This window comes from Gallibacterium genomosp. 1, assembly GCF_001678575.1.
Lineage (GTDB): Bacteria > Pseudomonadota > Gammaproteobacteria > Enterobacterales > Pasteurellaceae > Gallibacterium.
Genome location: NZ_JTJP01000007.1, coordinates 88,731 through 113,857 on the forward strand (window position 1 = coordinate 88,731; position 25,127 = coordinate 113,857).

The 25,127-nt window shown below is 39.9% G+C and carries 20 protein-coding genes; 11 read left to right on the forward strand and 9 right to left on the reverse strand.

Annotation, left to right across the window (positions count from 1 at the left end; all coding sequences use genetic code 11):
* Positions 1 to 429: 429 nt before the first annotated feature.
* Positions 430 to 7,179 carry a YadA-like family protein gene (locus QV04_RS01975; protein WP_065233123.1) on the forward strand — a complete coding sequence of 2,250 codons (6,750 nt, stop codon included), beginning with the start codon at positions 430 to 432 and terminating at the stop codon, positions 7,177 to 7,179.
* A gap of 261 nt (positions 7,180 to 7,440) precedes the next feature.
* Here QV04_RS01975 and bcp read toward each other — a convergent pair whose 3' ends face one another.
* Complete coding sequence (bcp, locus tag QV04_RS01980) at positions 7,441 to 7,905, reverse strand: thioredoxin-dependent thiol peroxidase (protein ID WP_021461522.1); 465 nt, start codon at positions 7,903 to 7,905, stop codon at positions 7,441 to 7,443.
* A gap of 206 nt (positions 7,906 to 8,111) precedes the next feature.
* On the opposite strand from bcp, the gene dapA reads away from it, so the two are divergent.
* A complete protein-coding gene (gene dapA / locus QV04_RS01985) occupies positions 8,112 to 9,005 on the forward strand; it encodes a 4-hydroxy-tetrahydrodipicolinate synthase (protein WP_065230401.1) in 894 nt (297 codons plus the stop codon).
* Between the two features lie 57 nt (positions 9,006 to 9,062).
* Positions 9,063 to 9,881: a pyridoxal phosphatase gene (locus QV04_RS01990; protein ID WP_065230400.1), complete on the forward strand. Its 819-nt coding sequence runs from the start codon at positions 9,063 to 9,065 to the stop codon at positions 9,879 to 9,881.
* A gap of 72 nt (positions 9,882 to 9,953) precedes the next feature.
* On the opposite strand, the gene fdhD is transcribed toward QV04_RS01990, so the two are convergent.
* On the reverse strand, positions 9,954 to 10,757 hold the full coding sequence (gene fdhD, locus QV04_RS01995; RefSeq protein WP_065230443.1) for a formate dehydrogenase accessory sulfurtransferase FdhD: 804 nt from the start codon (positions 10,755 to 10,757) through the stop codon (positions 9,954 to 9,956).
* Between the two features lie 214 nt (positions 10,758 to 10,971).
* On the opposite strand from fdhD, the gene fdnG reads away from it, so the two are divergent.
* From fdnG to fdhE, 4 genes are read left to right on the forward strand one after another with little or no spacing between them, the layout of a single operon-like run.
* Entirely contained in the window at positions 10,972 to 14,028 is a 3,057-nt protein-coding gene (gene fdnG / locus QV04_RS02005; protein ID WP_156548327.1) for a formate dehydrogenase-N subunit alpha, read from the forward strand.
* Position 14,029: 1 nt separating this feature from the next.
* A complete protein-coding gene (gene fdxH / locus QV04_RS02010) occupies positions 14,030 to 14,941 on the forward strand; it encodes a formate dehydrogenase subunit beta (protein ID WP_039133886.1) in 912 nt (303 codons plus the stop codon).
* A gap of 2 nt (positions 14,942 to 14,943) precedes the next feature.
* Entirely contained in the window at positions 14,944 to 15,603 is a 660-nt protein-coding gene (locus QV04_RS02015) for a formate dehydrogenase subunit gamma (RefSeq protein ID WP_013746615.1), read from the forward strand.
* A gap of 1 nt (position 15,604) precedes the next feature.
* Positions 15,605 to 16,528 (forward strand): formate dehydrogenase accessory protein FdhE, encoded by a 924-nt coding sequence (gene fdhE, locus QV04_RS02020; RefSeq protein ID WP_021461527.1) that lies wholly within the window; start codon positions 15,605 to 15,607, stop codon positions 16,526 to 16,528.
* Positions 16,529 to 16,592: 64 nt separating this feature from the next.
* Here fdhE and QV04_RS02025 read toward each other — a convergent pair whose 3' ends face one another.
* The 7 genes from QV04_RS02025 to ppdD form a co-directional block, all read right to left on the reverse strand.
* The gene (locus tag QV04_RS02025) at positions 16,593 to 16,814 is read right to left on the reverse strand and encodes a GNAT family N-acetyltransferase (protein WP_268872701.1); all 222 of its coding nucleotides are present in this window, start codon (positions 16,812 to 16,814) and stop codon (positions 16,593 to 16,595) included.
* A 137-nt stretch (positions 16,815 to 16,951) separates the two neighbouring features.
* Positions 16,952 to 17,170, reverse strand: a complete 219-nt coding sequence (yacG, locus tag QV04_RS02030) for a DNA gyrase inhibitor YacG (protein WP_065230398.1) — start codon at positions 17,168 to 17,170, stop codon at positions 16,952 to 16,954.
* Positions 17,160 to 17,792, reverse strand: coding sequence for a dephospho-CoA kinase (coaE, locus tag QV04_RS02035; protein WP_039133892.1), 633 nt, complete (start codon positions 17,790 to 17,792; stop codon positions 17,160 to 17,162). Before coaE ends, yacG begins: the two co-directional genes overlap by 11 nt.
* A 14-nt stretch (positions 17,793 to 17,806) precedes the next feature.
* A complete protein-coding gene (locus QV04_RS02040) occupies positions 17,807 to 18,439 on the reverse strand; it encodes a prepilin peptidase (RefSeq protein ID WP_231924128.1) in 633 nt (210 codons plus the stop codon).
* Positions 18,436 to 19,644 (reverse strand): type II secretion system F family protein, encoded by a 1,209-nt coding sequence (locus QV04_RS02045; RefSeq protein ID WP_065230397.1) that lies wholly within the window; start codon positions 19,642 to 19,644, stop codon positions 18,436 to 18,438. The genes QV04_RS02040 and QV04_RS02045 overlap by 4 nt, the downstream gene beginning before the upstream one ends.
* Before the next feature lie 15 nt (positions 19,645 to 19,659).
* On the reverse strand, positions 19,660 to 21,069 hold the full coding sequence (locus tag QV04_RS02050) for a GspE/PulE family protein (protein ID WP_065230396.1): 1,410 nt from the start codon (positions 21,067 to 21,069) through the stop codon (positions 19,660 to 19,662).
* Positions 21,070 to 21,085: 16 nt separating this feature from the next.
* The gene (gene ppdD / locus QV04_RS02055) at positions 21,086 to 21,547 is read right to left on the reverse strand and encodes a prepilin peptidase-dependent pilin (protein ID WP_065230395.1); all 462 of its coding nucleotides are present in this window, start codon (positions 21,545 to 21,547) and stop codon (positions 21,086 to 21,088) included.
* A 103-nt stretch (positions 21,548 to 21,650) separates the two neighbouring features.
* Between ppdD and ampD the strand changes: the two genes are divergently transcribed.
* From ampD to dusA, 4 genes are all read left to right on the forward strand, one after another.
* Complete coding sequence (ampD, locus tag QV04_RS02060) at positions 21,651 to 22,205, forward strand: 1,6-anhydro-N-acetylmuramyl-L-alanine amidase AmpD (protein ID WP_065230394.1); 555 nt, start codon at positions 21,651 to 21,653, stop codon at positions 22,203 to 22,205.
* A gap of 86 nt (positions 22,206 to 22,291) precedes the next feature.
* The gene (locus QV04_RS02065; RefSeq protein WP_065230393.1) at positions 22,292 to 22,627 is read left to right on the forward strand and encodes a hypothetical protein; all 336 of its coding nucleotides are present in this window, start codon (positions 22,292 to 22,294) and stop codon (positions 22,625 to 22,627) included.
* 107 nt (positions 22,628 to 22,734) lie between these two features.
* The gene (locus QV04_RS02070) at positions 22,735 to 24,129 is read left to right on the forward strand and encodes a chloride channel protein (protein ID WP_065233125.1); all 1,395 of its coding nucleotides are present in this window, start codon (positions 22,735 to 22,737) and stop codon (positions 24,127 to 24,129) included.
* Complete coding sequence (dusA, locus tag QV04_RS02075) at positions 24,110 to 25,090, forward strand: tRNA dihydrouridine(20/20a) synthase DusA (protein ID WP_065233126.1); 981 nt, start codon at positions 24,110 to 24,112, stop codon at positions 25,088 to 25,090. Before QV04_RS02070 ends, dusA begins: the two co-directional genes overlap by 20 nt.
* The last annotated feature ends 37 nt before the right edge of the window (positions 25,091 to 25,127 follow it).

Genomic DNA, 25,127 nt, shown 5'->3' on the forward strand with positions numbered 1-25,127 from the left:
TTGTTCATAGTAAAAAACAGGATAGTAAATTTTCATATTAGAATATTAAGAATAAGTTCTCATCTACCGGAAAATTTATAGGAAAAGTAAGCTAAATGACTGCTGTAAATAGTTTAAACTTATTTTTGTATTAGAAAACTATTTAAAAGTACTGATTTTCTTATTTAAATTTTTACATACCTATTTCATCAATAGCCATTTTATAACAAACATAACTAAAATGAGTTATATCTATATTTCATTTATGTCTATAAAATCCCCGAAATTTTTGTACAATATTTGAGTAACATTCAGATTTTTTGAAATATTTCGTTTTTGTATTAATCACATTTTTCGTAAGAAACGGATTTTTTACAAGAAACAAAAACAGTCAAAATTGTGCTGTTTTTCATTTGAAGAATAGCAATTAGGAATTTATGGAGCATTGCAATGAACAAAGTTTATAAAATTATTTTTGACCCGATTTTAGGCTTATTTAAAGTGGTTTCAGAATTAGCAAAAGGGAAAGGAAAAGCAAATAAAGGGAAGAAATTAACTACACTTGTAATCTTAACATCTTTATCTTCTGTTGCTGTAGCAACTGATTATGCGGCAGGGGGGGGGCAAAGAAGAAGTAGTGTAGCTGGCTCAATTGTTATTGGTGCAGGAGAAACAAATAACGATGCAGCATATGTAGGTAAAGATGGACAACATCCTGCTGGAAATAATGGTACTGTGGTCGGACGAACTGCTATAGGCTGGAGTACGGGAGATACCGCTTACGGGGCATTCAGCAATGCGAAAGGAAGTTCAGTTTTAAATTCCAATTTTGGTTTAGCTGATTCTTTTGATAGTCTTTATGCAAAGTCTTCAGGAGAGGCATTTCATCTCATCACTAATTCTAATAATAAACTAAGTTCTAATAAAGGCGGCGATAATGTTGCTTTAGGTTTTAAATCTTCTGCTTTTGGTTTGCAATCTGTTTCTCTGGGAATGAAGAGCATTGCCAGTGGCACAAATGCCTTATCCGTGGGAACACGTTCTGTTGCTCGAGATAGCTACAGCGTTGCCATTGGTAGCGAATCAAAAGGAATGGGCGAAGCCTCTGTGGCAATGGGAACATTCTCCAATGCTTTAGGGAATTACCAACTAGATTTTGCAAAATTTAATGATATTAATAACGATGGTTATAGCACAATCACCCAACCTGAGCAGACCTATCAAACTTCTAATGGAAGCGGTTCTCTAAAAGACAATTCATCGAAATATCAATTAATTACCTCCACGCTCAAAACGGGAACGGATGGCTCAACCACAATGGAAAGTAAAATTACTGCCCAAAACACATCTTCTAATAAAGAAGATGCAGCGTTAGGGGTAAAAGCTATTGCATTGGGAGATAGGTCGGCTTCTGTCGGGGTAAAAACCATCGCTAATGGAACAGCGGCTCTTGCATTGGGTACAGAATCTGTGGCAAGAACAAATTATGCCATTGCTCAAGGTTATCAAGCTAAAGCTTGGGAAGAAGGGGCAATTGCGATTGGTAAAAAAGCTAAGGCGAATGCAGAAAACGCTATTGTTTTAGGAAATGAATCTTCAAGTCAGTCACAAAATGCACTTGTATTGGGGAATAATTCTTCAAATCAATCACAAAATGGCGTGGTGATCGGTAACAATATTAATCTAAAAGACTCTTATAATGATTCTGTTGTAATTGGTAATAATTCTACAGTTGCAACCAATGGTGAAACACGTGGCATAAGTTCTTATAGCTCGGCAGAGATTGGCGGTTTAACTTATGGTGGGTTCACGGGAACTCCAACAAGTGTATTTAGCATTGGACCAGCAGGGGGCAGAACGTTACAACATGTTGCCGCAGGTAAATTAAGTGCCGATTCAATGGATGCCGTTAATGGTTCACAACTTTATCGCACTAATCTTGCATTAGGTAATTTAGCCACAACGCTTGTTAGCAATTTAGGTGGTAATGCGGCAGTTGTTAAAACAAATGGCGATACATTAGGTCAGTTGAGTTTTTCTAATATTGGGGGCACACAGAAAAACACTGTACATGAGGCAATTAAAACAATTGCAGAAAGCACAATTAAGTTAGAAGGAAATAATGGTTCAACCACCGATGAAAAAAATCGTAAAACAAATTCTAGTTTTGGCATTAAAGGGGCTTCCGGTGGTGGCATTACCACCACAGCTTCAGGCTCAGATGTAAGCATTTCTCTTGATAAAACAACCAAAGATACTTTAGCTAAAGTAGATCAAATGGAAACTAAGGTAACTCAGCTTTCATCAGGTAAAGCAGATACTGAGTTGAGTAATCTTACCAATGCGGGTAAAAGTGTTATTACAGGGTTAGTGGATGTAAAAAGCAGTTCAACAGCTTTAACGGTAAGTTCACAAACAGATCAGACAAGTCAAAAGAAAACCTTCAATCTCGCTTTAAATGAAGATGGTATAAAAGAGCTTGCTGGCACAAAAACACTAGCAAATGATATTAGTACAGCAAAAACAGAAGCTATTAAGGATGCAAAATCTTACACTGATGGAAAACTAGGTAACACATCATTAACAGCCGTCAATGGGAATAACAATACTGCACCAACTACCATCACTCAAGCTATTAGCCAGATTACAAATGCAGTAAATTCTGGTTGGGAAATTCAACAAGGCAGCACAAAGAAAGGGGATATTGGTGCAGGCAAAAAAGTAAACTTTGCTAATGGAGATCTAACTACAGCAAGTGTGGTAATGTCTGCTGATAATAATACAGCAACAGTAAAATTTAATGTACAAACCACAGACTTAGACAATGATAAAACCACAGGTGCTGTTTCCGTAACAGAAGAAAATAAAAATAAATTGGTGTCTGCTGAAAATATTGCAAACGCTATTAACAAAGCTACTAGTAGCCTAAGTTCTTCTTTGGCATTTAGAGGGGATAATAATCCTACTGTGGGAGTCGATGTAGCAGATGATACTAATACTAAAGTTGATTTAAAAAAACAAGCTCTTAAAGTACTAGGAACTTCTAGTTATGTTACAACAAAAGCAACAGGGCAAACCTTAACCATTGATTTAGATAGCGATTTAAAAGAGAAATTAAATAATTTACCTGATAATGTTAATAAAAGTTTACAAAATATTAATGACAAAATTGGTACTGCTCCAGCTGACGCACCGAATGCACAAACTTCACCTGCGGGGGATGATGGCTTAAATGGCAAAAGCCTAACAGAACAAATTCATGCTTTACGAGATGGTTTAGCAGGTAATGTGGTTTATACAAACCAAAAGGGTGAGCGTTTAGTAAAAGGTTCTGATGGCAAATATTATGTTGCTGAAAAAGTGGGTGATAAAGTACAAGGACCTAATGGTGAATGGTATCCAGAGGGAACAACATTTAAAGATGGCAATCCTATTAAAGATGGTTCTCCAGCTACCGCTTTGGCTGATGCGGATAAACCAAAAGAAGTGGCTAAAGATAGCATTGTTTCAACAACAGTGAATCCAGATGGCTCAACCAAAAATCCAGTTCAAATGGGCAATGTGAAAAGTGGCTTAGGTTTAGATGGCACAGGAAAAGATGGTACGGGAACGGTTTCCTCACCAAAAGCAATCACCGCACAACAAGCGAAAGATGCGTTAAATGGTAAAGATGGCAAAACGGGACTATTGGCAATGGAAGGGGCTAACAACCTCAATAAAGTAGCAACCGTTGGTGATTTACAAGCCTTGGCTCAAGCAGGATTGGATTTTAATGGAAATAATACTAAAGCGGTTGTTCACCGTCCACTTGGTACGAAATTAGAGATTGTTGGCGATAACTCAGCGACTGATTTTGCAAGTGCGGTCGGAAATATCAATGTTTTTGGCGACCCAGCGAATAACAAATTAGTGATTCAGTTAAGCAAGGTGCTGACGAATATCACGAGTATCGGCGGTGGCTTTAAAGATTCGGTAACAGATAAAACATCAACAAAACCTGAAGATCAAAAGGCACAATTAACCTTTAATGACGATGATCTCGCATTAAATAATAAAACCTTATCTGGTGTGAAAAGTGCGATTAAACCTGCAACACAAGATAAAACAATGTTAGATCACCTTAAAGAAGCGGCAAAAGATAAAGGCTCTAGTGTTGTGAATGTGGAAGATCTTGCTGGGGTTACCACTGCGTTAGAAACTAAATTAGAAACTGAATTGACTAATAAAGGCTTATCTTTTGGTGGAGATAGTGGTAAGGCAGTTTCTCGCAAATTAGGTGAGAAACTGAACGTGAAAGGTGGGGTAACTAATTCTGAGAACTTAACCAATAATAATATTGGTGTGGTTACTGATCCTGATAACAATGCGTTAATAGTGAAATTGGCGAAGGATATTTCAGCTATTTCTTCTATTACAACAGAAAAGAAAGATGGGCAAAGTGCTACCTTTAATTCTGAAGGGATAAAAATTACAGGTTCTGATAATAAAAATGGACAAAGTGCGAGCTATGGTTTAGGCGGCACAACGCTTACGAATGGAGAAAATAAAGCGGAACTTAAGCCAGAATCTCTTACCTTTAGTGATGCGACAAATCCTGATGGGGCTAAGTCTTCACTGAGTAAAGATAGTTTGAATTTTACTAAAGAAGACGGCTCAAAAGGTATCAGTGTTAATGGTAAAGATGGCACTATTTCAAACTTGGCTGAGCGCACCCTAGTAGGGAAAGACGGTAATGGCCCATTGAACAGTGATTATGGTACAGGCAATAACCGTAATAATGCAGCTACAGAAGGAGCATTAAAAGATCTTGCGGATAAATTGGGTGTAAGCACACCGAATACTTTACCAATTGATAGTGCTACTGGTCCAAGCGGTGCTGATGGTTTAAATGGAAAATCTGTTTTGGATAAAATCCAAGCCTTGCGTGATGGAGCTGCTGGAAACCTAGTTTATACTGATTCTGAGGGCAAGCGTTTAGTAAAAGGTTCTGATGGCAAATATTATGTTGCTGAAAAAGTGGGTGATAAAGTACAAGGACCTGATGATAAATGGTATCCAGAGGGAACAACATTTAAAGATGGCAAGCCTATTGCGAAAGATGGTTCTTCAGCTACCGCTTTGGCTGATACAGAGATACCAAAAGAAGTGGCTAAAGATAGCATTGTTTCAACAACAGTGAATCCAGATGGCTCAACTACTTCTCCAGTTCAAATGGGCAATGTGAAAAGTGGCTTAGGGTTGGATAAAACAGCGACACCGATTGCTGCTGATGCAGCGAAAAAAGCCATTATAGGAGAGGATGGTAAGTCTGGCTTACTGACGCAATCTGGTGCATCATTAAACAAAGTGGCAACGGTTGGTGATTTACAAGCACTTGCTCAAGCTGGATTGAACTTTGTGGGTAACAATGAAGAAAATGTTCATCGTCCATTAGGTACGCAACTGAAAGTGGTAGGTGATGGCGTTGATGCCGCTAAAGCAAAAGACTTTGAAAGTGCAACAGGCAATATTAATGTGAAAAGTAATGCCACAGAGAATAGCTTAACAGTGCAGTTAGCTAAAGATCTGAAAAACCTAACATCATCTGAATTTAAAGACGCAAAGGGAAATACAACCACTGTAAATGGGGAGGGAATCACTATTACACCTCCAGCAAAAAGTGTTGTTTCACTGACTAGTGAGGGTTTAAATAACGGAGGCAATAAAATCACTAACTTGGCAAAAGGTGAGAATGATGGTGATGCTGTGACTATTGCACAGTTAAAAGAACTTACTAAAGCTGTAACGGGAAGTAGTGATATTAATATCGAGAATAAAAAGGTTAATAAAAATAATAAAGGATTAGATGATGGTACCATCTTTGAAGGTGAACCGAATGGTAAGGATGTTTTTGTAGAAGGTGGTAAACCTGTACTTAAAACCTATAATGTTTCTGAACAGAAAGAGTATTTAACCAACTCGGTATATACTGCAATTAGCAATATGAACGAGCAAGGGATTAAGTTCTTCCATACCAATGATGGCAAAACACAACAGACGAATCAAGCGAGCAATACAGAAGACTCCAGTGCAAGTGGTGCGTATTCGACAGCTATCGGCTATCAATCAAGTGCTGAAGGAGAAAATTCTTTGGCGATAGGTAGTGGTTCTGTAGTTAAAGGGAAAAACAGTATTGTTATTGGTTCTGAAGGCAGTGTTCACGGTAGTGATAGCATTAGTGTCGGAACAGGGAATGAGGTTTTCGGGAATAACTCGGGTGCTTTCGGTGACCCAAGTATCATTAATGCAAAAAGCAGTTACTTAGTTGGTAATAACAGTACGCTGGGCGCAGGAGATGATTTGACAAAATTAGTTGAAGAACGGAAAGCATTAACTCGCCCTACTCGTCCAAGAAAATTGGAAGCGAAAGGTGCAACGGAATCTGATCAAGATTATCAAAACAGAGTTAATGCTTATTTAGAAAAAATGGCGGAATATAACACCGCACTTGCGGATTATATGGAAAAACGCGAAGCAATTAATGAGAAAATCACCGCATTAAGTGAGAAAACCCAAGGTGTTATGGCAATGGGGAATGATGTAACTGTTACACAAGGATCAAACGGAGCCTTAGTAATGGGAAGCAACAGTTATGTGAATGTGGTCAATAGTGGGCTTGATACGAACATACAAGGTATTGCCATTGGTAATAACACGCGTGTTGATACAAATGCAAGTAGTGTTGCATTGGGTAGTGGTGCTCACGCTTTACAATCTTTAGAAGCGTTACAAGCTGCCACTGTGTATGCACACGAGCAAGCTGTAGGTAAAGGCAGTGAGGTTATTGGTGAGGTATCTTTCGGTAAAGAGGGAGAATACCGCCGTTTAACTAACATAGCTGCTGGAGCTGCCGATACTGATGCGGTGAATGTAAGTCAGTTGAAAGGTGTTGCATCAAATATCAATCAACAACTGAATAATCTTTCTCAAAACATCAGTGGCGTTGCGGCTTCTTCCGCTGCAATGGCGAATTTACCTCAAGCCTATCTTCCAGGTAAGAGTATGGTTGCCGTTTCCACGGGTTACCATAAAGGGCAATCTGCTATTGCCTTAGGGGTATCTCGTGTTGCAGATAATGGTAAATTAATCATTAAAGCCAGTGCTAGCCATAATACGCAAAATGACTTTACTGGTGGAATTGGCGTTGGGTATCAGTGGTAAGATAATCTGCCCTCTTAGTTTAAGAGGGCGATACTTGAGATTCGCTGAGATTTAATATTCAATAATATTCAAGTTGCAAATAAGGTCTAGATGAAAATCTAGACCTTTAAGTTATTTATAATTCTCTATTTTGAACTTTCTCTTTTTGAAAATTATTTTCAATAACTGAATTCTAAACCTCTTCTCTAAAATCTAGAAAACGTTTAATACCTTTTCCTTTTAGAGAAAATCAGAAGGTTTTATATAAAAAGATAATGATAATTAAGATTTTAAATAATCAATCACAACCTGATGATGCTCTCCGGTTTTGAACTTATCGAATACTTTTTCAATCTCCCCTTGTTCGTTAATTAAAAAACTGATGCGATGAATGCCATCAAATGTTCTGCCCATAAATTTTTTCGCTCCCCAAACACCGAAAGCCTCTGCGACTTTGTGTTCTGGATCGGATAACAGAGTGAAATTAAGCTCTTTCTTTTGTTCAAATTGTGCCAATTTTGCGGGCAAATCCGGACTGATACCCAACACTTTCACATTCAGCGCCAACCACTGTGCCTGTGTATCACGAATACCGCACGCTTGAGTTGTACATCCCGGTGTTAAGGCTTTCGGATAAAAATAGACTAACACTTTTTGCCCCCGAAATTCGTTTAATGATACCGGTTGAGAGTGTTGATCTAATAAGGTAAATTCCGGTGCTTTTGCACCTGCGGTTAAAGTTTTCATTGATTTTCTCCTTTAAGTTATTTATCAGCCTTCACTTAAACAATGTAGTTAAACCGTTGTAAGCTGTAGCGAGTTTGTTATAGCTCAAATAAATTATAGTGAAAAATAAAAAAATTGCTTGCAATGTAAGGTAATTTTGGCAATCTAGAAAATATTGTTTTTCTACATATTTTATATTACAGCGAACAAACGCTCAGGAGAAATTTATGTCATCACAACCTTTATTTTCAGGCAGTATTGTTGCCCTTGTTACCCCAATGGATAGTGCAGGCGAAGTCAATTATGGACAATTAAAAAAATTGGTTAATTATCATATCGATGCTGGCACTGATGCTATTGTTTCTGTAGGAACCAGTGGTGAATCAGCAACATTAAGTATTGAAGAGAACATTAAAACGATTTTAAAAACACTCGAATTTGCCGATGGTCGCATTCCAGTAATTGCAGGGACTGGCGCAAATGCCACCAGTGAAGCTGTTACAATGACTAAATTATTAAACGGCAGCGGTATATCTGGTTGTTTAACTGTAGTGCCTTACTACAACAAACCGACACAGGAAGGGATGTATCTTCATTTTAAAACCATTGCTGAATGTACAGACTTACCTCAAATTCTTTACAACGTTCCAGGACGTACTGGTAGCGATTTATTGCCTGAAACAGTTGGTCGTTTATCTAAAATCGATAATATTGTCGGTATTAAAGAGGCAACCGGTGATGTTAGCCGTGTAAAAAAAATCAAACAGCTTGCCGGTGAAGACTTCATTGTATTAAGCGGTGATGATGCGACTTTCTTAGACTCTATGAAAGAGGGCGCAGAAGGCGTTATTTCAGTTACGACTAATGTGGCAGCGGTAGATATGGCAAAAATTTGTCAACTCGCATTAGCAGGTAAATTTGATGAAGCTGAAAAAATTAATCAACGTTTAATGGCATTGCACCACGATCTGTTTGTTGAATCGAATCCAATTCCAGTGAAATGGGCTTGTTACAGACTAGGCTTAATTGATGAACCGACACTGCGTTTACCACTTACTGTATTAAGTGAAGCAGCACAGCCGAAAGTGATTAAAGCATTGCAAACTGCCGGTTTATTATAATATTTAGCAACTTAATGGGGTGTTTATGCACCCCATTCTTATTTTTAGGGGAAAATTATGTCTTATCAAGTTGTCGCTTTTGATTTAGACGGAACACTATTAAACAGTAACGGCGAAATTTTGCCCAGCAGTGTTCAAGCTATACAAAAAGCAAAAACACTCGGCAAAAAAGTAGTATTAGTAACCGGTCGACATCATACTGCTGTAAAACCGTACTATCACCAACTTGGCTTAGATACGCCAGTAATTTGTTGTAACGGCACTTATTTATATCAAATGCAAAATGATCAGGTGTTAGCTGCCAATCCTTTAACCGCTACAAAAGCAAAACGCATTTTAGATCTTGCAAATCAATACGGATCTCACGTTCTGCTCTATTCCCGAGATGCAATGAACTTTCAGGTATTTAATCCGCATATGACTAAATTTAAAATGTGGGCAGATAATTGCGATGAGTCGGTTCGTCCAAATGTCTGCCAAGTTTCTGATCTCTATCACTTTATTACCAGTGGCGATATTATTTGGAAGTGTGTCATCAGCGCACCTAATCGGGAAGTGATGTTGCAAGTGGTGAATCAACTGCCGGCGGATCAATTCAGTTGTGAATGGTCGTGGGTTGATCGTGTTGATATTGCTAATGTTGGCAACAGCAAAGGCGGACGTTTATTGGAATTATTACAATCGTGGCAAATCGATCCACAACAGGTAATTGCATTTGGCGATAATCATAATGATACTAGTATGCTATCGAGCGTTGGCTTAGGTGTCGCAATGGGCAATGCTGAACCTGAAGTGAAGCAACAGGCAAAATTGGTCACCCTTAGCAACGATGAAAACGGCATTGCTAACACACTTGAGCAATATCTTTTTAATTAAAAGTGCGAGGAAGATTTCAATTCACAGAATCATAGCTAATGAATTTCTCTGATTTTTGGAAGAGGTTGCATTTTAAGTTTGCGAAAAACCGCTATATTGCGTAACACGTCCGTGGCGGGCAAAACCAAATAAAGTGAGGTTATGTTGCTCCGCCATTTCTACCGCTAACGCGGTCGGGGCAGAAATTGCTACCATCACTTCGACACCACAAGCTAAACATTTTTGTACCATTTCATAACTCGCTCGGCTACTAACAAAAATAAACCCTTGTGGGCGCTGATGAGTTGCATACCAACCTAACAATTTATCTAAGGCAACGTGTCGCCCAACATCTTCACGAATTGCTAACAATTCACCTTGTGGATCAAAAAAAGCAGCGGCGTGTGTTGCACCAGTTACTTGTGCCAAAGGTTGATGTTGCTCCAGTTGTGTTAAACAGCTATCTAGCTGATTTAACTCCAATGTAAATGTCGGAGTAATAGGAGCATAATGACGTTTCACCTGTTGTAATTGTTCTACACCACAAACACCACAACCGGTTTTACCAACTAAATTTCGCCGATATTGCTTCAAATCGACAAATTTGCGCGTGGACAGTTCTATTTGAACTTCAATCCCTGCGCAACTAGGTTCAACATCAATGCCATAAATCTGTTTCGGATCATCAATAATGCCTTCGGTTAAAGAAAAACCAATAGCAAAATCTTCTAAGTCGTGAGGAGTACACATCATCACACTGTGAGAAATATCGTTATAAACCAAAGCGACTGGCATTTCGACTGCTAACGTTTCTATTTTTTCTTTTGGAATCAAGATTTGCTCACAATAATTCACTTTTTTTTGATAAAAAACACTTTTCTTATTAATGAACTGCATCATATTTTCCCCAAAATACCTATAATAAGTAGGTGTATCTTTCTACCAATCGGCATATGCTTGCTGACAGTAATCTTTAAATTCAAATAATCAATTGAGCGTTGATTATATTACAAAGAAAGAGTAACCTACACCCCAAATGTAAGGATTACATTTTAATCACAAATTAATGCAATTTATTAACCACTCTATTACTATCCAACAAGGAGTATCTATGCAGGTCACAAGAAGAAAATTCTTTAAGATCTGTGCAGGTGGAATGGCTGGCACAAGTGCCGCTATGCTCGGATTCGCACCGGAAGCGGCATTAGCTGCTCCTCGTGAGTATAAATTATTACACACGACAGAAACGAGAAATACCTGTACTTACTGTGCTGTTGGCTGTGGAATGTTACTTTATTCCATTGGCGATAAAGCAAAAAATGTTAAAGGCAAATTGTTCCATATCGAAGGCGACCCAGATCATCCTGTAAGCCGCGGTGCGCTTTGTCCAAAAGGCGCAGGTGCCTTAGATTATGTAAACAGTCCGAATCGTTTGCAATATCCGGAATATCGTGCTCCGGGTTCTAAAGAATGGAAACGTATTTCTTGGCACGAAGCAATTACTCGTATCGCTCGTTTAATGAAAGATGACCGCGATGCTAATTATATTGAAAACAATGCGGAAGGTACTCCAGTAAACCGTTGGTTGACCACAGGTATGTTGGCAGCATCGGCTGCGAGTAATGAAACCGGCATTTTGACTCAAAAATGGGCAAGAATGTTGGGTATCCTTTCTGTAGACAACCAAGCGAGTATCTGACACGGACCAACGGTAGCAAGTCTTGCTCCATCATTTGGTCGCGGTGCGATGACCAATCACTGGGTTGATATTAAAAACTCCGATCTCGTTATCGTGATGGGTGGTAATGCCGCTGAAGCACACCCTGTCGGTTTCCGTTGGGCAATCGAAGCAAAGAAAAACAATGGCGCAAAAATTATGGTGGTAGATCCACGTTTCCACCGTACCGCTTCTGTCGCCGATATTTATATGCCGATTCGTTCAGGTACTGATATTGCATTCCTCTCAGGGGTAATTAACTATCTATTAAGCAACGATAAGATCCAACACGAATATGTTAAACACTATACCAATGCAACTTTCTTGGTAAATGAAGGCTTCAACTTTGAAGATGGGCTATTCAGCGGTTATGATCCTGAAAAACGTCAATATGATAAATCTACTTGGTCTTATCAATTGGACGAAGAGGGTTTCGCTAAACGTGATATGACTATGCAAGATCCGCATTGTGTCATTAACCTATTGAAAAAACACGTTTCTCGCTATACGCCTGAAATGGTTGAACGTATTTGTGGAACAAAACAAAAAGATTTCTTAACATTCTGTACCGAAATCGCTAAAACAGCCGATCCAGCGAAAGCTGCTACATTTATGTACGCATTGGGGTGGACTCAACACACTGTTGGTTCACAAAATATTCGTACTATGGCAATGATCCAGCTATTACTCGGTAATATAGGTGTTTCCGGTGGTGGTGTCAATGCGTTGCGTGGGCACTCAAATGTACAAGGAATTACTGACTTAGGTCTATTCCCGCATATGTTGCCGGGCTATATGGGCTTACCAACCGATAAAGATATTTCTTTAGAAACTTATCTCAATCGCATTACACCGAAACTTTCACAAAAAGGTCAGGTCAATTATTGGAGTAACACACCTAAATTTTTCATTAGTATGTTGAAAACTTTCTTTGGTGACAAAGCGACGGCAGAAAATCAATTCGGTTATCACTTCTTACCGAAGATGGATCAAAAATATGACCATTTCCGTTTCATTGATATGATGTACGCTGGCAAAGTCAATGGTTATCTCTGCCAAGGCTTTAATCCGATTGCTTCATATCCGGATAAAAACAAAGTGATCAGCGCACTCAGCAAACTGAAATTCTTAGTTGTTATGGATCCGTTAGCAACAGATACTTCCGATTTCTGGAAAAACTACAGTGAATATAACGACGTGAAAACCGAAGATATTCAAACTGAAGTCTTCCGTTTACCGACTACCTGTTTCGCTGAAGAAGACGGTTCAATCGCCAACTCAGGTCGTTGGTTACAATGGCACTGGAAAGGTGCTGCCGCACCTGAAGAAGCTAAGCCGGATATTGTTATTCTTTCTGAAATCCGTGAAGCAATGTTAGAACTTTATGATAAAGAAGGTGGTCGCGGTATTGAACAACTTCACGCAATGTCGTGGAATTACCTCAATCCGACTGAACCGACAGCCGAAGAATTAGCGAAAGAAAATAACGGTTATGCGCTGGAAGATATTAAAGATCCGAACGGTAATATTTTAGTTAAAAAAGGCGAATTATTACCAAGTTTCGGTTTCTTGCGCGATGACGGTACCACTTCCGCCGGTAACTGGATTTATACCGGTCAATGGACAGAAAAAGGCAATATGATGGCTCGCCGCGACAGCTCTGATCCATCAGGTTTAGGTAACACTTTAGGTTGGGCATTTGCGTGGCCGTTAAACCGCCGTATCATCTATAACCGTGCGTCCGCCGATTTACAAGGTAAACCTTGGAATCCGAAACGCCAATTAGTGAAATGGAACGGTAAAAACTGGAACTACGTCGATGTTGCCGACTTTGGTGCTGCACCGCCGGGAAGCGATGTTACTCCGTTCATTATGCAACCTGAAGGGGTTTCTCGTCTGTTTGCTATCGATAAGATGGCAGAAGGTCCGTTCCCTGAACATTATGAACCGATTGAAACACCGATTGGTACAAACCCATTGCATCCGAACGTGATTTCAAACCCTGTAGCACGTATTTTGGCATCAGATAAGGAATCTTTCGGTTCACACGAAAAATTCCCTTATGTTGGAACAACTTATCGTTTAACTGAACATTTCCACTTCTGGACGAAGAACTCACTATTAAATGTGATTGCACAGCCGGAACAATTTGTGGAAATCAGCGAACAACTTGCTGCCGAAAAAGGCATTAAACACGGCGATAAAGTAAAAGTGACTTCTGTTCGTGGTTATATTAAAGCAGTTGCTGTTGTTACCAAGCGTATTCGTCCACTAGAAGTTGACGGTAAGCCGGTTCATACTGTCGGTATTCCAATTCACTGGGGCTTTGTTGGTGTCGGTAAAAAAGGCTTTTTTGCCAATAACTTGACGCCTCGTGTCGGTGATGCCAATACGCAAACACCGGAATTCAAAGCGTTTTTAGTTAACATTGAAAAAGTAGCGGAGGCATAAGATGGCAGTTCAAACTCAAGATATTATCCGCGCCTCAGCCACTTCAGCGCTAACACCGGCACCACAAGTGCGTGATCACACGGTAGAGGTGGCAAAATTAATTGACGTAACAACCTGTATCGGTTGTAAAGCGTGCCAAGTCGCTTGTTCCGAATGGAACAATCTACGTGCCGAACCGGGTGAATGTGTCGGTAGTTACGACAACCCGGTTGATTTAGAGCCAAAAGCTTGGACAGTGATGAAATTCAACGAAGTTGAAGAAAATGATCGTCTTGAATGGTTAATCCGTAAAGACGGTTGTATGCACTGTGCTGAACCGGGCTGTTTGAAAGCTTGTCCGTCACCGGGAGCGATCATTCAGTATGCAAACGGTATTGTTGACTACCAATCCGATAAATGTATCGGTTGTGGTTACTGTATTGCCGGTTGTCCATTTAACGTTCCTCGTATCAATCCGGAAGATAATCGTGCTTATAAATGTACGCTTTGTTCTGATCGTGTCAGTGTCGGTCAGGCTCCGGCTTGTGCGAAAACTTGTCCGACCGGCGCAATCCATTTCGGTAGCAAACAGGAAATGTTGGAATATGCTGAAAAACGCGTAGCGGATCTTAAGAGCCGTGGCTATGAAAATGCCGGTATTTATGATCCTCAAGGTGTTGGCGGTACTCACGTAATGTATGTGCTACACCACGCTGATCGTCCTGAACTCTATTCCGGCTTGCCGAAAGATCCACATATCAGCGAAGTGGTTTCGCTCTGGAAAGGCATTCTTAAACCAATTGCCGGCGTGGCAATGGGTGCATTAGCGGTAGGTGCAGCAGCGCACTATATTGCCGTAGGTCCAAACACTGAAGAGATGGATGAAGAAAAACCGCTTGATCCGCACGAAAATGATGAAAAAGGAGGGAAATAACGATGGTAGATTTAAACAAAAAAGTGTTACGCCATAATACCAAAGAACGTTTAAGTCACTGGCTTGTTGTTTTCTGTTTTTTCACAACAGGATTGTCCGGGCTTTCATTCTTCTTCCAAGACTTCTCTTGGATTGCTGATATTCTTGGTACACCGCAACTGGCAAGAATTGTGCATCCATTTACCGGATTAATTATGATTGCTGCTTTTATGGTGCTGTTTAAAACCTATTGGCGTGACAATTTAATCGAAAAAGGCGACTGGCGTTGGCTGTTAAATGTGGTGGAAGTGTTGAAAGGCAACGAACACCACGTGTCTGATGTCGGTCACTACAATATGGGACAGAAATTACTCTTCTGGACACTCATCGGCGCATTATTGCTGTTGTTAGTTACCGGAGTCATTATGTGGCGACCTTATTTCGCGCCATCATTCCCAATTCCTGTTATCCGTGTTGCGATTTTATTACACGCTTGCAGTGCAATCGCTTTAATCCTCGGCATTATGGTTCATATCTATATGGCGATTTGGGTGAAAGGGTCAATTACCGGAATGCTTGTCGGTACTGTTACTGCACGTTGGGCAAAAAAACACCACCCACGTTGGTTCCGTGAAGAAATCAAACCGATTTTAGAACGAGAAGAACAACAGGAAAAACAATAATATGAGTATTCGTATCCTACCGGAAAGCGAAATCAAACAGGCAGCGGAGGGGCTAAACAGCCCCCCGCTTCTTTTCGCGAATCCTAAAAATTTATATCAACGTCGAGCGAAACGCTTACGTCAATTAGCGGAAAACAGTCCTTTCAAAGATTATTTGCAATTCACCGCAAAAATTGTTGATGTACAGCTAAGATTATTACAGGAACAACCTATCGCAAAAGATCCTCGTTTAGATAAAGAGGTTCTAAGTGCAGAAGTTCTCGCCTCACAGCCGTTACATTTCAAAAACTGGAAACGTGATGCTGTTTGGCAAACGCTACTCACTCATCTACTTGAAGAGTGTAAAAGTTTCGCTGATGGTGTCATTGCCGATACCATCGAAACATTGGAAAAAATGTCTATGCAACAACGTGAACAAATTGCTGATCATCTATTGAACAGTGAATTTGAAGCGGTAAGCAGTGATCAGGCAATTTTTGTGTGGGCAGCTTTAAATCTTTATTGGGTACAATTAGTGCAACAAATTCCACATCACGCTAATGCGGAACTCGGTGAACATCGCCATTTCTGCCCGGTATGCGGTTCAGCACCAATCACCAGTGTGGTTCATTTCGGCACAACACAAGGCTTGCGTTATGTACATTGTGCGTTGTGTGAAAGCGAATGGAATATTGTGCGCAGCAAATGTACAAATTGCGAACAAACTGCACATATCGATTATTGGTCACTTGATAGCGAATATGCGGCGGTCAAAGCGGAAAGCTGCGATGATTGTCACAGCTATCTGAAAGTGTTATATCAAGATAAAGATCCTAATGTTGAACCGGCAGCAGATGACTTGGCAACCTTGTTGCTCGACAATGAAATGGAAGAAAAAGGCTATGCCCGTAGCGGCATTAATCCGTTGCTCTTTCCAGTCGGTTAAATGATAATAAAAAGGCTTTGTCATTAGATTTCATCTTTGCGGCAAAGCCTCTGTTTTCTCAAATTTATTCTGCTAATTCCTTTCTTAATTTTGCTGCCACATAACCACAACTTGCCTTGAGTTTTAAATTTTTCTCAGCAATAAAATGACGCAACGCTTGAATTAATTTATCTCCTACACCTTGATTACGCAAACTTACATCAACGAAAGTATGATCAGCATTAATCATCGTTTTATTCAGATAAACATAACTCAAAAATGCGACACACTGATTCTGTTTTTCAATAAAAAAACGCCCTTATTGCCCATTATCCTGATGTTGAATTTCTAACTCCATCTTTTTATTCCCTCGTTTTTATCTGATTTAAAATCAAACAAAACAGCACAAATGCTCAATAGAATTTCATCGTTCTCAATGACAAATCAGTTCATATATTTAGCCTGATCAATTTCAGTGGTAAATGGACTCTCTTCGGTCGGGATTTTCTTCTCTTCCGCCGCCCATTCGCCTAAATCAATTAATTGGCAACGCTTACTACAAAACGGACGGTAAGGGCTTTTCTCCGACCACTCCACCTCTTTGTGGCAAATCGGGCAAGGAACAGTAAATATCTCTTCTTTTTCACTCACTTTATCTGACATCTTTCACCTCTGTTTGTGCTAATCGTAGATACTTTTGATGCAACTGCTGCACTTCATTTTTTAACGTTTGTAGATTTTCTGGCGTTAACTGCTGTTCATTACTGATAACATCATCCGCCTCTGCTAAACGTTGTTGACGTGACACTTGTGATTGCATAATTTTTCTAATCAATGCTGCTGAATTTTGATCACGTCGGCTTGCCCGTTGCAACTGGGTTTCTTCACTGACATCAACCACTAAAATACGATCACAATAATGCTGCAGATGATTTTCCAACAACAGCGGCACAACCCATAATACATAAGGTGCTGTTTGTTGCTGTAATTGTCGCAACATTTCCTCTCTGATTGCCGGATGTAACAACTGGTTAAGCCACTGTTTCTGCGCTTCGTCATTAAATACTTTTTGCCGCAACGCACTACGATCCAATGCCCCTTCGGCAGTTAATATCTCCGAACCAAAATGTTCCGCAATTTTTGTCAACAGTGGAGAACCTTTTTCCACCACCTGACGAGCCACAATATCAGCATCAATTATCGGCACATTGAGTTCCGTAAACAGATCGGCAATCGTGCTTTTGCCGCAGCCGATACCGCCGGTCAGCCCGACCACATAACTCATTCATTACACTCCACTTAATTTAAAAAAGAGAGTTTGCCGCTCTCCTGTAATAAAAATAGACTTAACGCTGCAATCACCAAACTCGGTGCAAAGGGGATATAACGCCCTCGACCACCGCTTAAAAGTAAATAGTGCAGTATGGCTATTATACTGGATATGAGTAACAGATAGGGAAGAAAATATACTGAAATCAATAACGCTAACGAGGGGAATAATAAAACATCACCGAGCCCTAATGCGTTTGTTTTTCCGCTTAAATATAACAAAAGATAAAGCAATAATCCGGAAACAAAAGCGGTAGAAAAGCTAATCACCGCATCAAAAAGAGCTAGTGAACTTATTTCAAACGCTGCCAACAATAATGCACAAACCAACAATAAATAACAGTGAATCACAGAAATTCGCTGATATTGATAATCCAATATTGCGACCTGATAACATACGGCGTAAAACACATAATATAGACAAGATACCCAGTTATCCATTGTGAAACAATAACAAGCTACCGCAACTAGTAAGTAACAAAGAAAATGTAATCCACTTTCCCCATTAAAACTAATTGATGCTCCTTCAGATAAAATATATTGCTGTTGTTGATGCCAACAGAAGAAAGCAATGCTCAACAACAATAAAACCGCAACCATCATAAAACGACATTACCCATATTAAAAATCGGCAAATACATACCGGCAATAACCACACCGATAATTGAACCGATTATCAGCATTAATATTGGCTCCAATAATTTAGAGAAAAGTTCCACCTGATTAGATAAGTTTTGTTGGCTCTGTTCGGCTAAATAATTCAACATCTGCACTAAATTGCCACTATTTTCACCAATAATAATCATCTGTTTTGCCTGATAAGGAATAAATCGACTGCTTAATCCTGCTGAAAATCTTTGCCCTGCCTGCAAACTCTGCAAACATTGCTGTGCTTCAATCGCTAAAATTGATTTTGTTGCTGCTCGGCTTTGTTTATAACTGGATTGAGGTAAAAATGTCGCTAAGCTCTGTTGCAAAGTTATGCCTGAATTTAACATTGAAGAGAGAATGGTATAAAACTGAATTTGTTGTAAATGCAAATAAAGGCGTTTAATTGACGGAATTAGACAAGCCAATTTCAATAATTGCCACCGTAATGAGGGAAACATCAGATAACACCGTCTTAGCATAACAACGCCTACGACAGATACCATCAATAATTGCCACAGATAATTTTGCAAAAATTGAGAACACTGTAATAAAACTTGTGTAACCAACGGTAAGGTGTGCTGTTGTTGATCATATAAATCAGCAAATTTAGGCACAATAAAGAGCAGCAATAACACCGTTAACAACATTGATACCGACAACATCATTAACGGATAAAACATTATTTTTTTCATCTGCTGTCGTAACTTTAGTTGTCGCAATTTATTATCCGCTAATTGTTTCATTACCTTTGCCAATTGTGCGCTGATTTCACCGCTGTATAACAATTGCCACTCCTGTTCCGATAAAAATTGCTTTTCATTTTTTAATGCCGTTGATAATGAAAAACCACTGTTCAATGCGGTTAAACACCGTCCGATCAATTGATATAAAGAGGTTGAGTCACAACTTTCCTGCAACATCTGCAACGCCGGTTTCAACGGTATCTCTGCTTGCAACAATAATGCGAACTGTAATAAAAATTCAGCTTGTTTCTCTAATGTCAGCGTAGGAAAAAATTGCCAATTTTTATTTAATGAGGATAAAAAGATTCCTTGAGCGAAAAGACGTTGGCGTGCCTGTTCTCGATTATCTGCAATCAACACCCCTTTTACTCTATTACCAAATTGATCTTTTCCTTTCCAACGATATTCAGGCATCGTTTTTCTCCATTATTAGATCTTTTCTGTCTTTCCGAAAACACGTTCAATCTCTGTAGCGGTCGTAATTTGTTGTTGTAATTTAAGCTGTGCCGCTGCCAATAATGTCGGGTAATCCATTTGAATTTGTTGTTGCTGATAATGTAGCAGTTGATAAACGCCGGTTCGTCCGCGATAACCGTCAACACAATCGCATTGCTGAGATTTATCACCTTGGCATAAGGTGCAACGTTTGCGGACTAAACGTTGTGCCACCACCAGCAATAATAAATTTTCCAATTCGTGTTGTGCAATTCCCAACTGTTGTAATCGGGAAATTGCACCGATTGCTGTATTGGTATGCAGTGTCGATAACACTAAATGCCCTGTCTGTGCTGCACGTAATGCTATCTCTGCCGTTTCCTGATCACGAATCTCTCCTACCATAATGACATCCGGATCTTGGCGTAAAAAACTACGCAATAATGTTGCAAAATTTAAACCGATTGCGGAATTTGCTTGGGTTTGAATGATGCCGTTTAATTGCAATTCTATCGGATCTTCCGCCGTAAGAATGTGACGACTTTCTTGGTTTAAAAAATGTAAACCACTATATAAGGTTAAACTTTTACCGCTTCCTGTTGGTCCGGTAACCAAGATTAATCCTTGAGGTTGAGATAACGCTTGCCGAAACAGTCCAGCCTGCTCGTTTGTCATTCCCAGTTCGGTAAAATCATCAAACACCGGTGTGTTAGGTTGCAATCGTAATACGATTTTTTCACCATATTGTGTCGGTAGAGAAGATAACCGAATATCTAATGTTTCACCGAATGCAGTTTTAAAACGAAAGCGACCATCCTGTGGCAAGCGTAATTCGTTAATATCCAATTTTGCTAATAATTTTAGACGTGAATTTAATCGTTGACCTATTGACAATGTCAGCACCTGATGCCGTTGTAATACGCCGTCAATCCTAAAGCGAATCTGGAACTCCTGACGTAACGGCTCAAGATGAATATCAGAAACGGAATATTGCAAACCTGATTCCAATAATTGATTGAATAGTTGAATAATCGGCTCTTGTGCATCAACTTCCGCAATTTCATCCGATTTTGCGACAATATCATTTTGCTGATAACTATGTAGTTGTGATTCTTGCACTTGATTTACTACAGCTCCAGGCTGCAACTGCTGTAATAACTGTTTCAGTGCAATTTGTCCTATCTCAACTGGTTCAATCTTTTTTCCTGAAAGAAAAGCAAAAGTTTCGCAAGCCGCTAAATTATCAAAAGATTCAACTGCTAACCATAACTGCTGAGCCTGTTCCTGCAACGGCACTGCTAAATAACGCAATAACAGTTCATATTGCTGTTGATTCTTCTGCCATTGCAATTCTGAAATTTCAAACAGCTGCTCCGAATCCAATACCTTTACACAATAGCCCATTTTCGCTGCTCCCTAATTAATTTGCAGAAGTATTGCTACAAAATCCTGCCGGAAACAGCCCATTATCACCGTTACAAGTTACACTCCAATCAATTAATTCACCGTTATTGCCGTCACTTGGTGTCATCGTATAACTGATGTTCTCCAGACTGGATTTACCGGAAACAGAAATAACACCGGCAGCCACATTAACCTCTTTAAGATATTTAAATTTATCCATATTAGACGGCTTCGCCTGAATGCCGTTTTGACCGGCGTTACAGCTTGCTTTACTCTTACTGTTATAAATACAGAGTTCAACTTCCGCCTTATAGGGTGAAGAGGCTTGAATCAATTCTGATATTGCAGCCTTTTTGGTGTAATTTTGATAAGAGGGAATAGCAATGGTTGCCAACACGGCAATAATCGCAATGACGATCATCAATTCGATTAAAGTAAATCCAGCATAATTCGATTTAAGTTGTTTACGTTTTTTCATATCAGCTCCTATCAAAAAATTTGCTAAAAAATGACAAAAACAGCTTCATTAGCCCAGAAATTCGTTAAAATATTGTGATACTGATCGAAAAAAGAGAATTTTTATGTACAAAATAATGGATGGTACGCTACAAAATGTGGTGCAAATTCCTTCACCGCACTTTGATCAGCGTCCCGATATTAATGATATTTCATTGCTAGTTATTCACTATATCAGCCTGCCGCCAGAACAATTTACAGGCGATTTTATTGATGATTTTTTTAAAGGGAAATTAGACCCGACTCTCCACCCCTATTTTGCTGAAATTTATCAACAACGGGTTTCGGCACACTGTTTAATCAGACGAAACGGTGAAATTAAGCAGTATGTTAATTTTAATCAACGTGCGTGGCACGCTGGTTTATCTTCATTTCAAGGGCGTGAAAAATGCAATGATTTTGCTATCGGCATTGAATTAGAAGGTAGCAATAATCACCCCTTCACTGAAGAACAATATTGCTCCTTAGCTGAAGTCACCTCTGCTATTATGCAAACTTACCCGTTAATTACGCCTGCTCGTATTGTTGGGCATTGCGATATTTCACCCGGTCGTAAGATCGATCCCGGTCAATATTTCAACTGGCATTATTACCGACAAAAATTGAGCTATATCAAATAATCACTTGATTTACCTCATTTAAGTAATTAAAGCCTTCGTTATCCGGGCTTATACTGCCGCCAACGATTTATCAGAGAGGTACGAATATGGAAAACCCATTTGATGCACACTGGTCATCGAAAGGTAATACCCTTTGTTTAGGGCATTGGGAAATTACTTATCAAGGCAAACCAATTACTTTGCCAGAAGAAAAACGCGAACACGATATGGGCACACGCGGAATCTACAATTTTATTGATCCAGAAGATGAACTTTATCTTGAAGGATTGGATGAAAATGACTGGATTTTAGAAAATATCGAATGGTTAACTGATGTTTTTATTCAAGAAGATATTCCAATTGATGAACAAAATATGCGCTTTTTTTATCAAGCAGTAAATAAAGATGATTGGCGTTGTGGCAGCTGTGGCGGTTGTATTTAAATCACGGTTGATATTCGAGAAGCGAAAAAATCACAAAAGCATTTCGATTCTCGAATATTCTTGTTTATAATGACCGCCATTTAGTAAATTTCGCTCAATCCTATTTTATGCTTTCTCAATTAAAACAATCTTTTTCTTCTTTGCGCAATTATTTAAAACACAAAACACACCAAACTTCCCGTCTTTCTCGCAAAAGTATTGAATTTATCTGTTTACTACTTGGCGCGTTATTAGTTGCTCTTGTTTCTTGGAGCTTTGCAAAACTGGTTGAACTTGGATTAGAACTTAATACCTTTTTAGTCAACCTTGATCCAATAGTTGCCTGGATTTTACTCCCTTTCGGCATTGCTGCACTCGCGTGGTTCACTCAAAAATTTACGCCTTATGTTGCCGGTAGCGGTATCCCTCAAGTTATCGCTTCTATTGCTTTACCGCACGGCAAACCTAAAGAAACATTGGTACATTTTGCTCAAACCGTCTGGAAAATTCCGCTCACCTTTTTGGCGATGTGTTGCGGCGCATCCGTTGGGCGTGAAGGGCCTTCGGTACAGGTGGGCGCGGCAGTAATGTTATCTTGGGGGAAATTCTGTCGCAAATATAATTTGGCATTTAAAGGCTTGAGTTATAACGAATTAATTGCTACTGGTGCTGCTGGCGGTTTGGCAGCCGCATTTAATGCCCCCTTGGCAGGTGTTATTTTTGCTATTGAAGAGATAGGTCGAGGCACGCCGTTACGGTGGGAACGTCGTGTATTATTAGGTGTTCTTGCCGCCGGTTTTATGTTGGTACTGATTCAAGGAAATAACCCTTATTTTCCGCAATATCGCGGTGCTGACAGCGTACAAAATATTGTGATTTGGTTACTGATTACCGCCATTATCTGTGGTTTTTTCGGTGGATTATTCGCTCGTCTCTTATGCAAAGGGCTTGCAGCTTATGTACCTACATTTATGCGTGGCTTTGTCCGCCGCCACCCTATCATAGTTGCCTTTATTCTAGGTCTATTATTAGCAGCACTCGGTACATTCACCAATCATCAAACATACGGCACCGGCTATGCTGTGGTTACTCAAGCATTAAATGATCAGGCTTTAGATAATTCTGTCGGCATTGCTAAACTGTTTGCCACTGTCTTTACTTACTGGTCAGGAATTGCCGGCGGGATTTTTACACCGGCATTAACCACCGGTGCTGCAATCGGCAGCAACATTTGGCATTTGAGCGGCGGTATCGTTGATCAACGTTTTTTAGTGTTATTATCTATGGCAGCTTTTTTAGCTGCGGCAACACAATCACCGGTGACCGCCAGTGTGATTGTAATGGAAATGACAGGTAGTCAGCCCGAATTAGTCTGGCTGCTCAGTACCAGCTTAATGGCTTCCATCGTGTCACGCCAAATTTGCCCTAAACCGTTTTATCATTTTGCGGCGGGACGCTTCCGTCAACGTATTCAAGAACAATTTAATCAACAACATAAAACCAATGACAACAACACAAATTGATTTTTATCGTGGGCGATTTTCTGTCGCCCCAATGCTGGATTGGACCACACGTCACTGCCGTTTTTTTCATCGACAATTCAGTCGTCATACCTTGCTGTACACCGAAATGGTCACCGCACCGGCGATCATTTATGCTAAATATGATCATCTGCTTTATCATCTGCAAGAATTGCCGTTAGCACTACAATTAGGCGGCAGCGATCCGCAACAACTGGCGGATTGTGCCGCACTTGCCGAGCAACGTGGTTATAGTGAAGTTAACTTGAATGTCGGTTGCCCATCAGACCGCGTGCAAAACGGTTTCTTCGGTGCCTGTCTAATGGCAAAAGCGGACTTGGTGGCACAATGTATTGACGCAATGCAGCAACGCATCAATATTCCGGTCACGGTTAAAACCCGAATCGGCATTGATGATCTCGACAGTTATGAATTTCTTTGTGATTTTGTTGAAAAAGTCTCTGCAGTCGGTTGTCAGGATTTTATTATTCACGCCAGAAAAGCGTGGCTTTCCGGATTAAGCCCGAAAGAAAATCGAGAAATTCCACCGCTTGATTACACGCGTGTTTATCAATTAAAACGGGATTTTCCACAACTGAAAATTGCGATCAACGGCGGCATAAAAACTATTGAAGAGATACAGCAACATCTACAATATGTCGATGGCGTAATGGTTGGGCGTGAGGCTTATCAAAACCCACAATTATTGGGATATATTGATCAAGCGTTGTTTGATCCGAATGCAGCAATCGTTACTCCATTAGAAGCGGTTGAAAAAATGTTTCCTTATATTGAACGGGAATTACAGCAAGGCGTGCCGTTGGGAGCAATCACACGCCATATGCTGGGTGCATTCCAAAATCAACGCGGTGCAAGACAATGGCGACGTTATTTAAGCGAAAATGCACATAAAACCGGCGCCGGTATCGAAGTGGTTGAAAAGGCGCTGTCTTTTGTGCAATAGCGGTAATAAGTGATTGCATTGATTTGCCTTTTCTTAC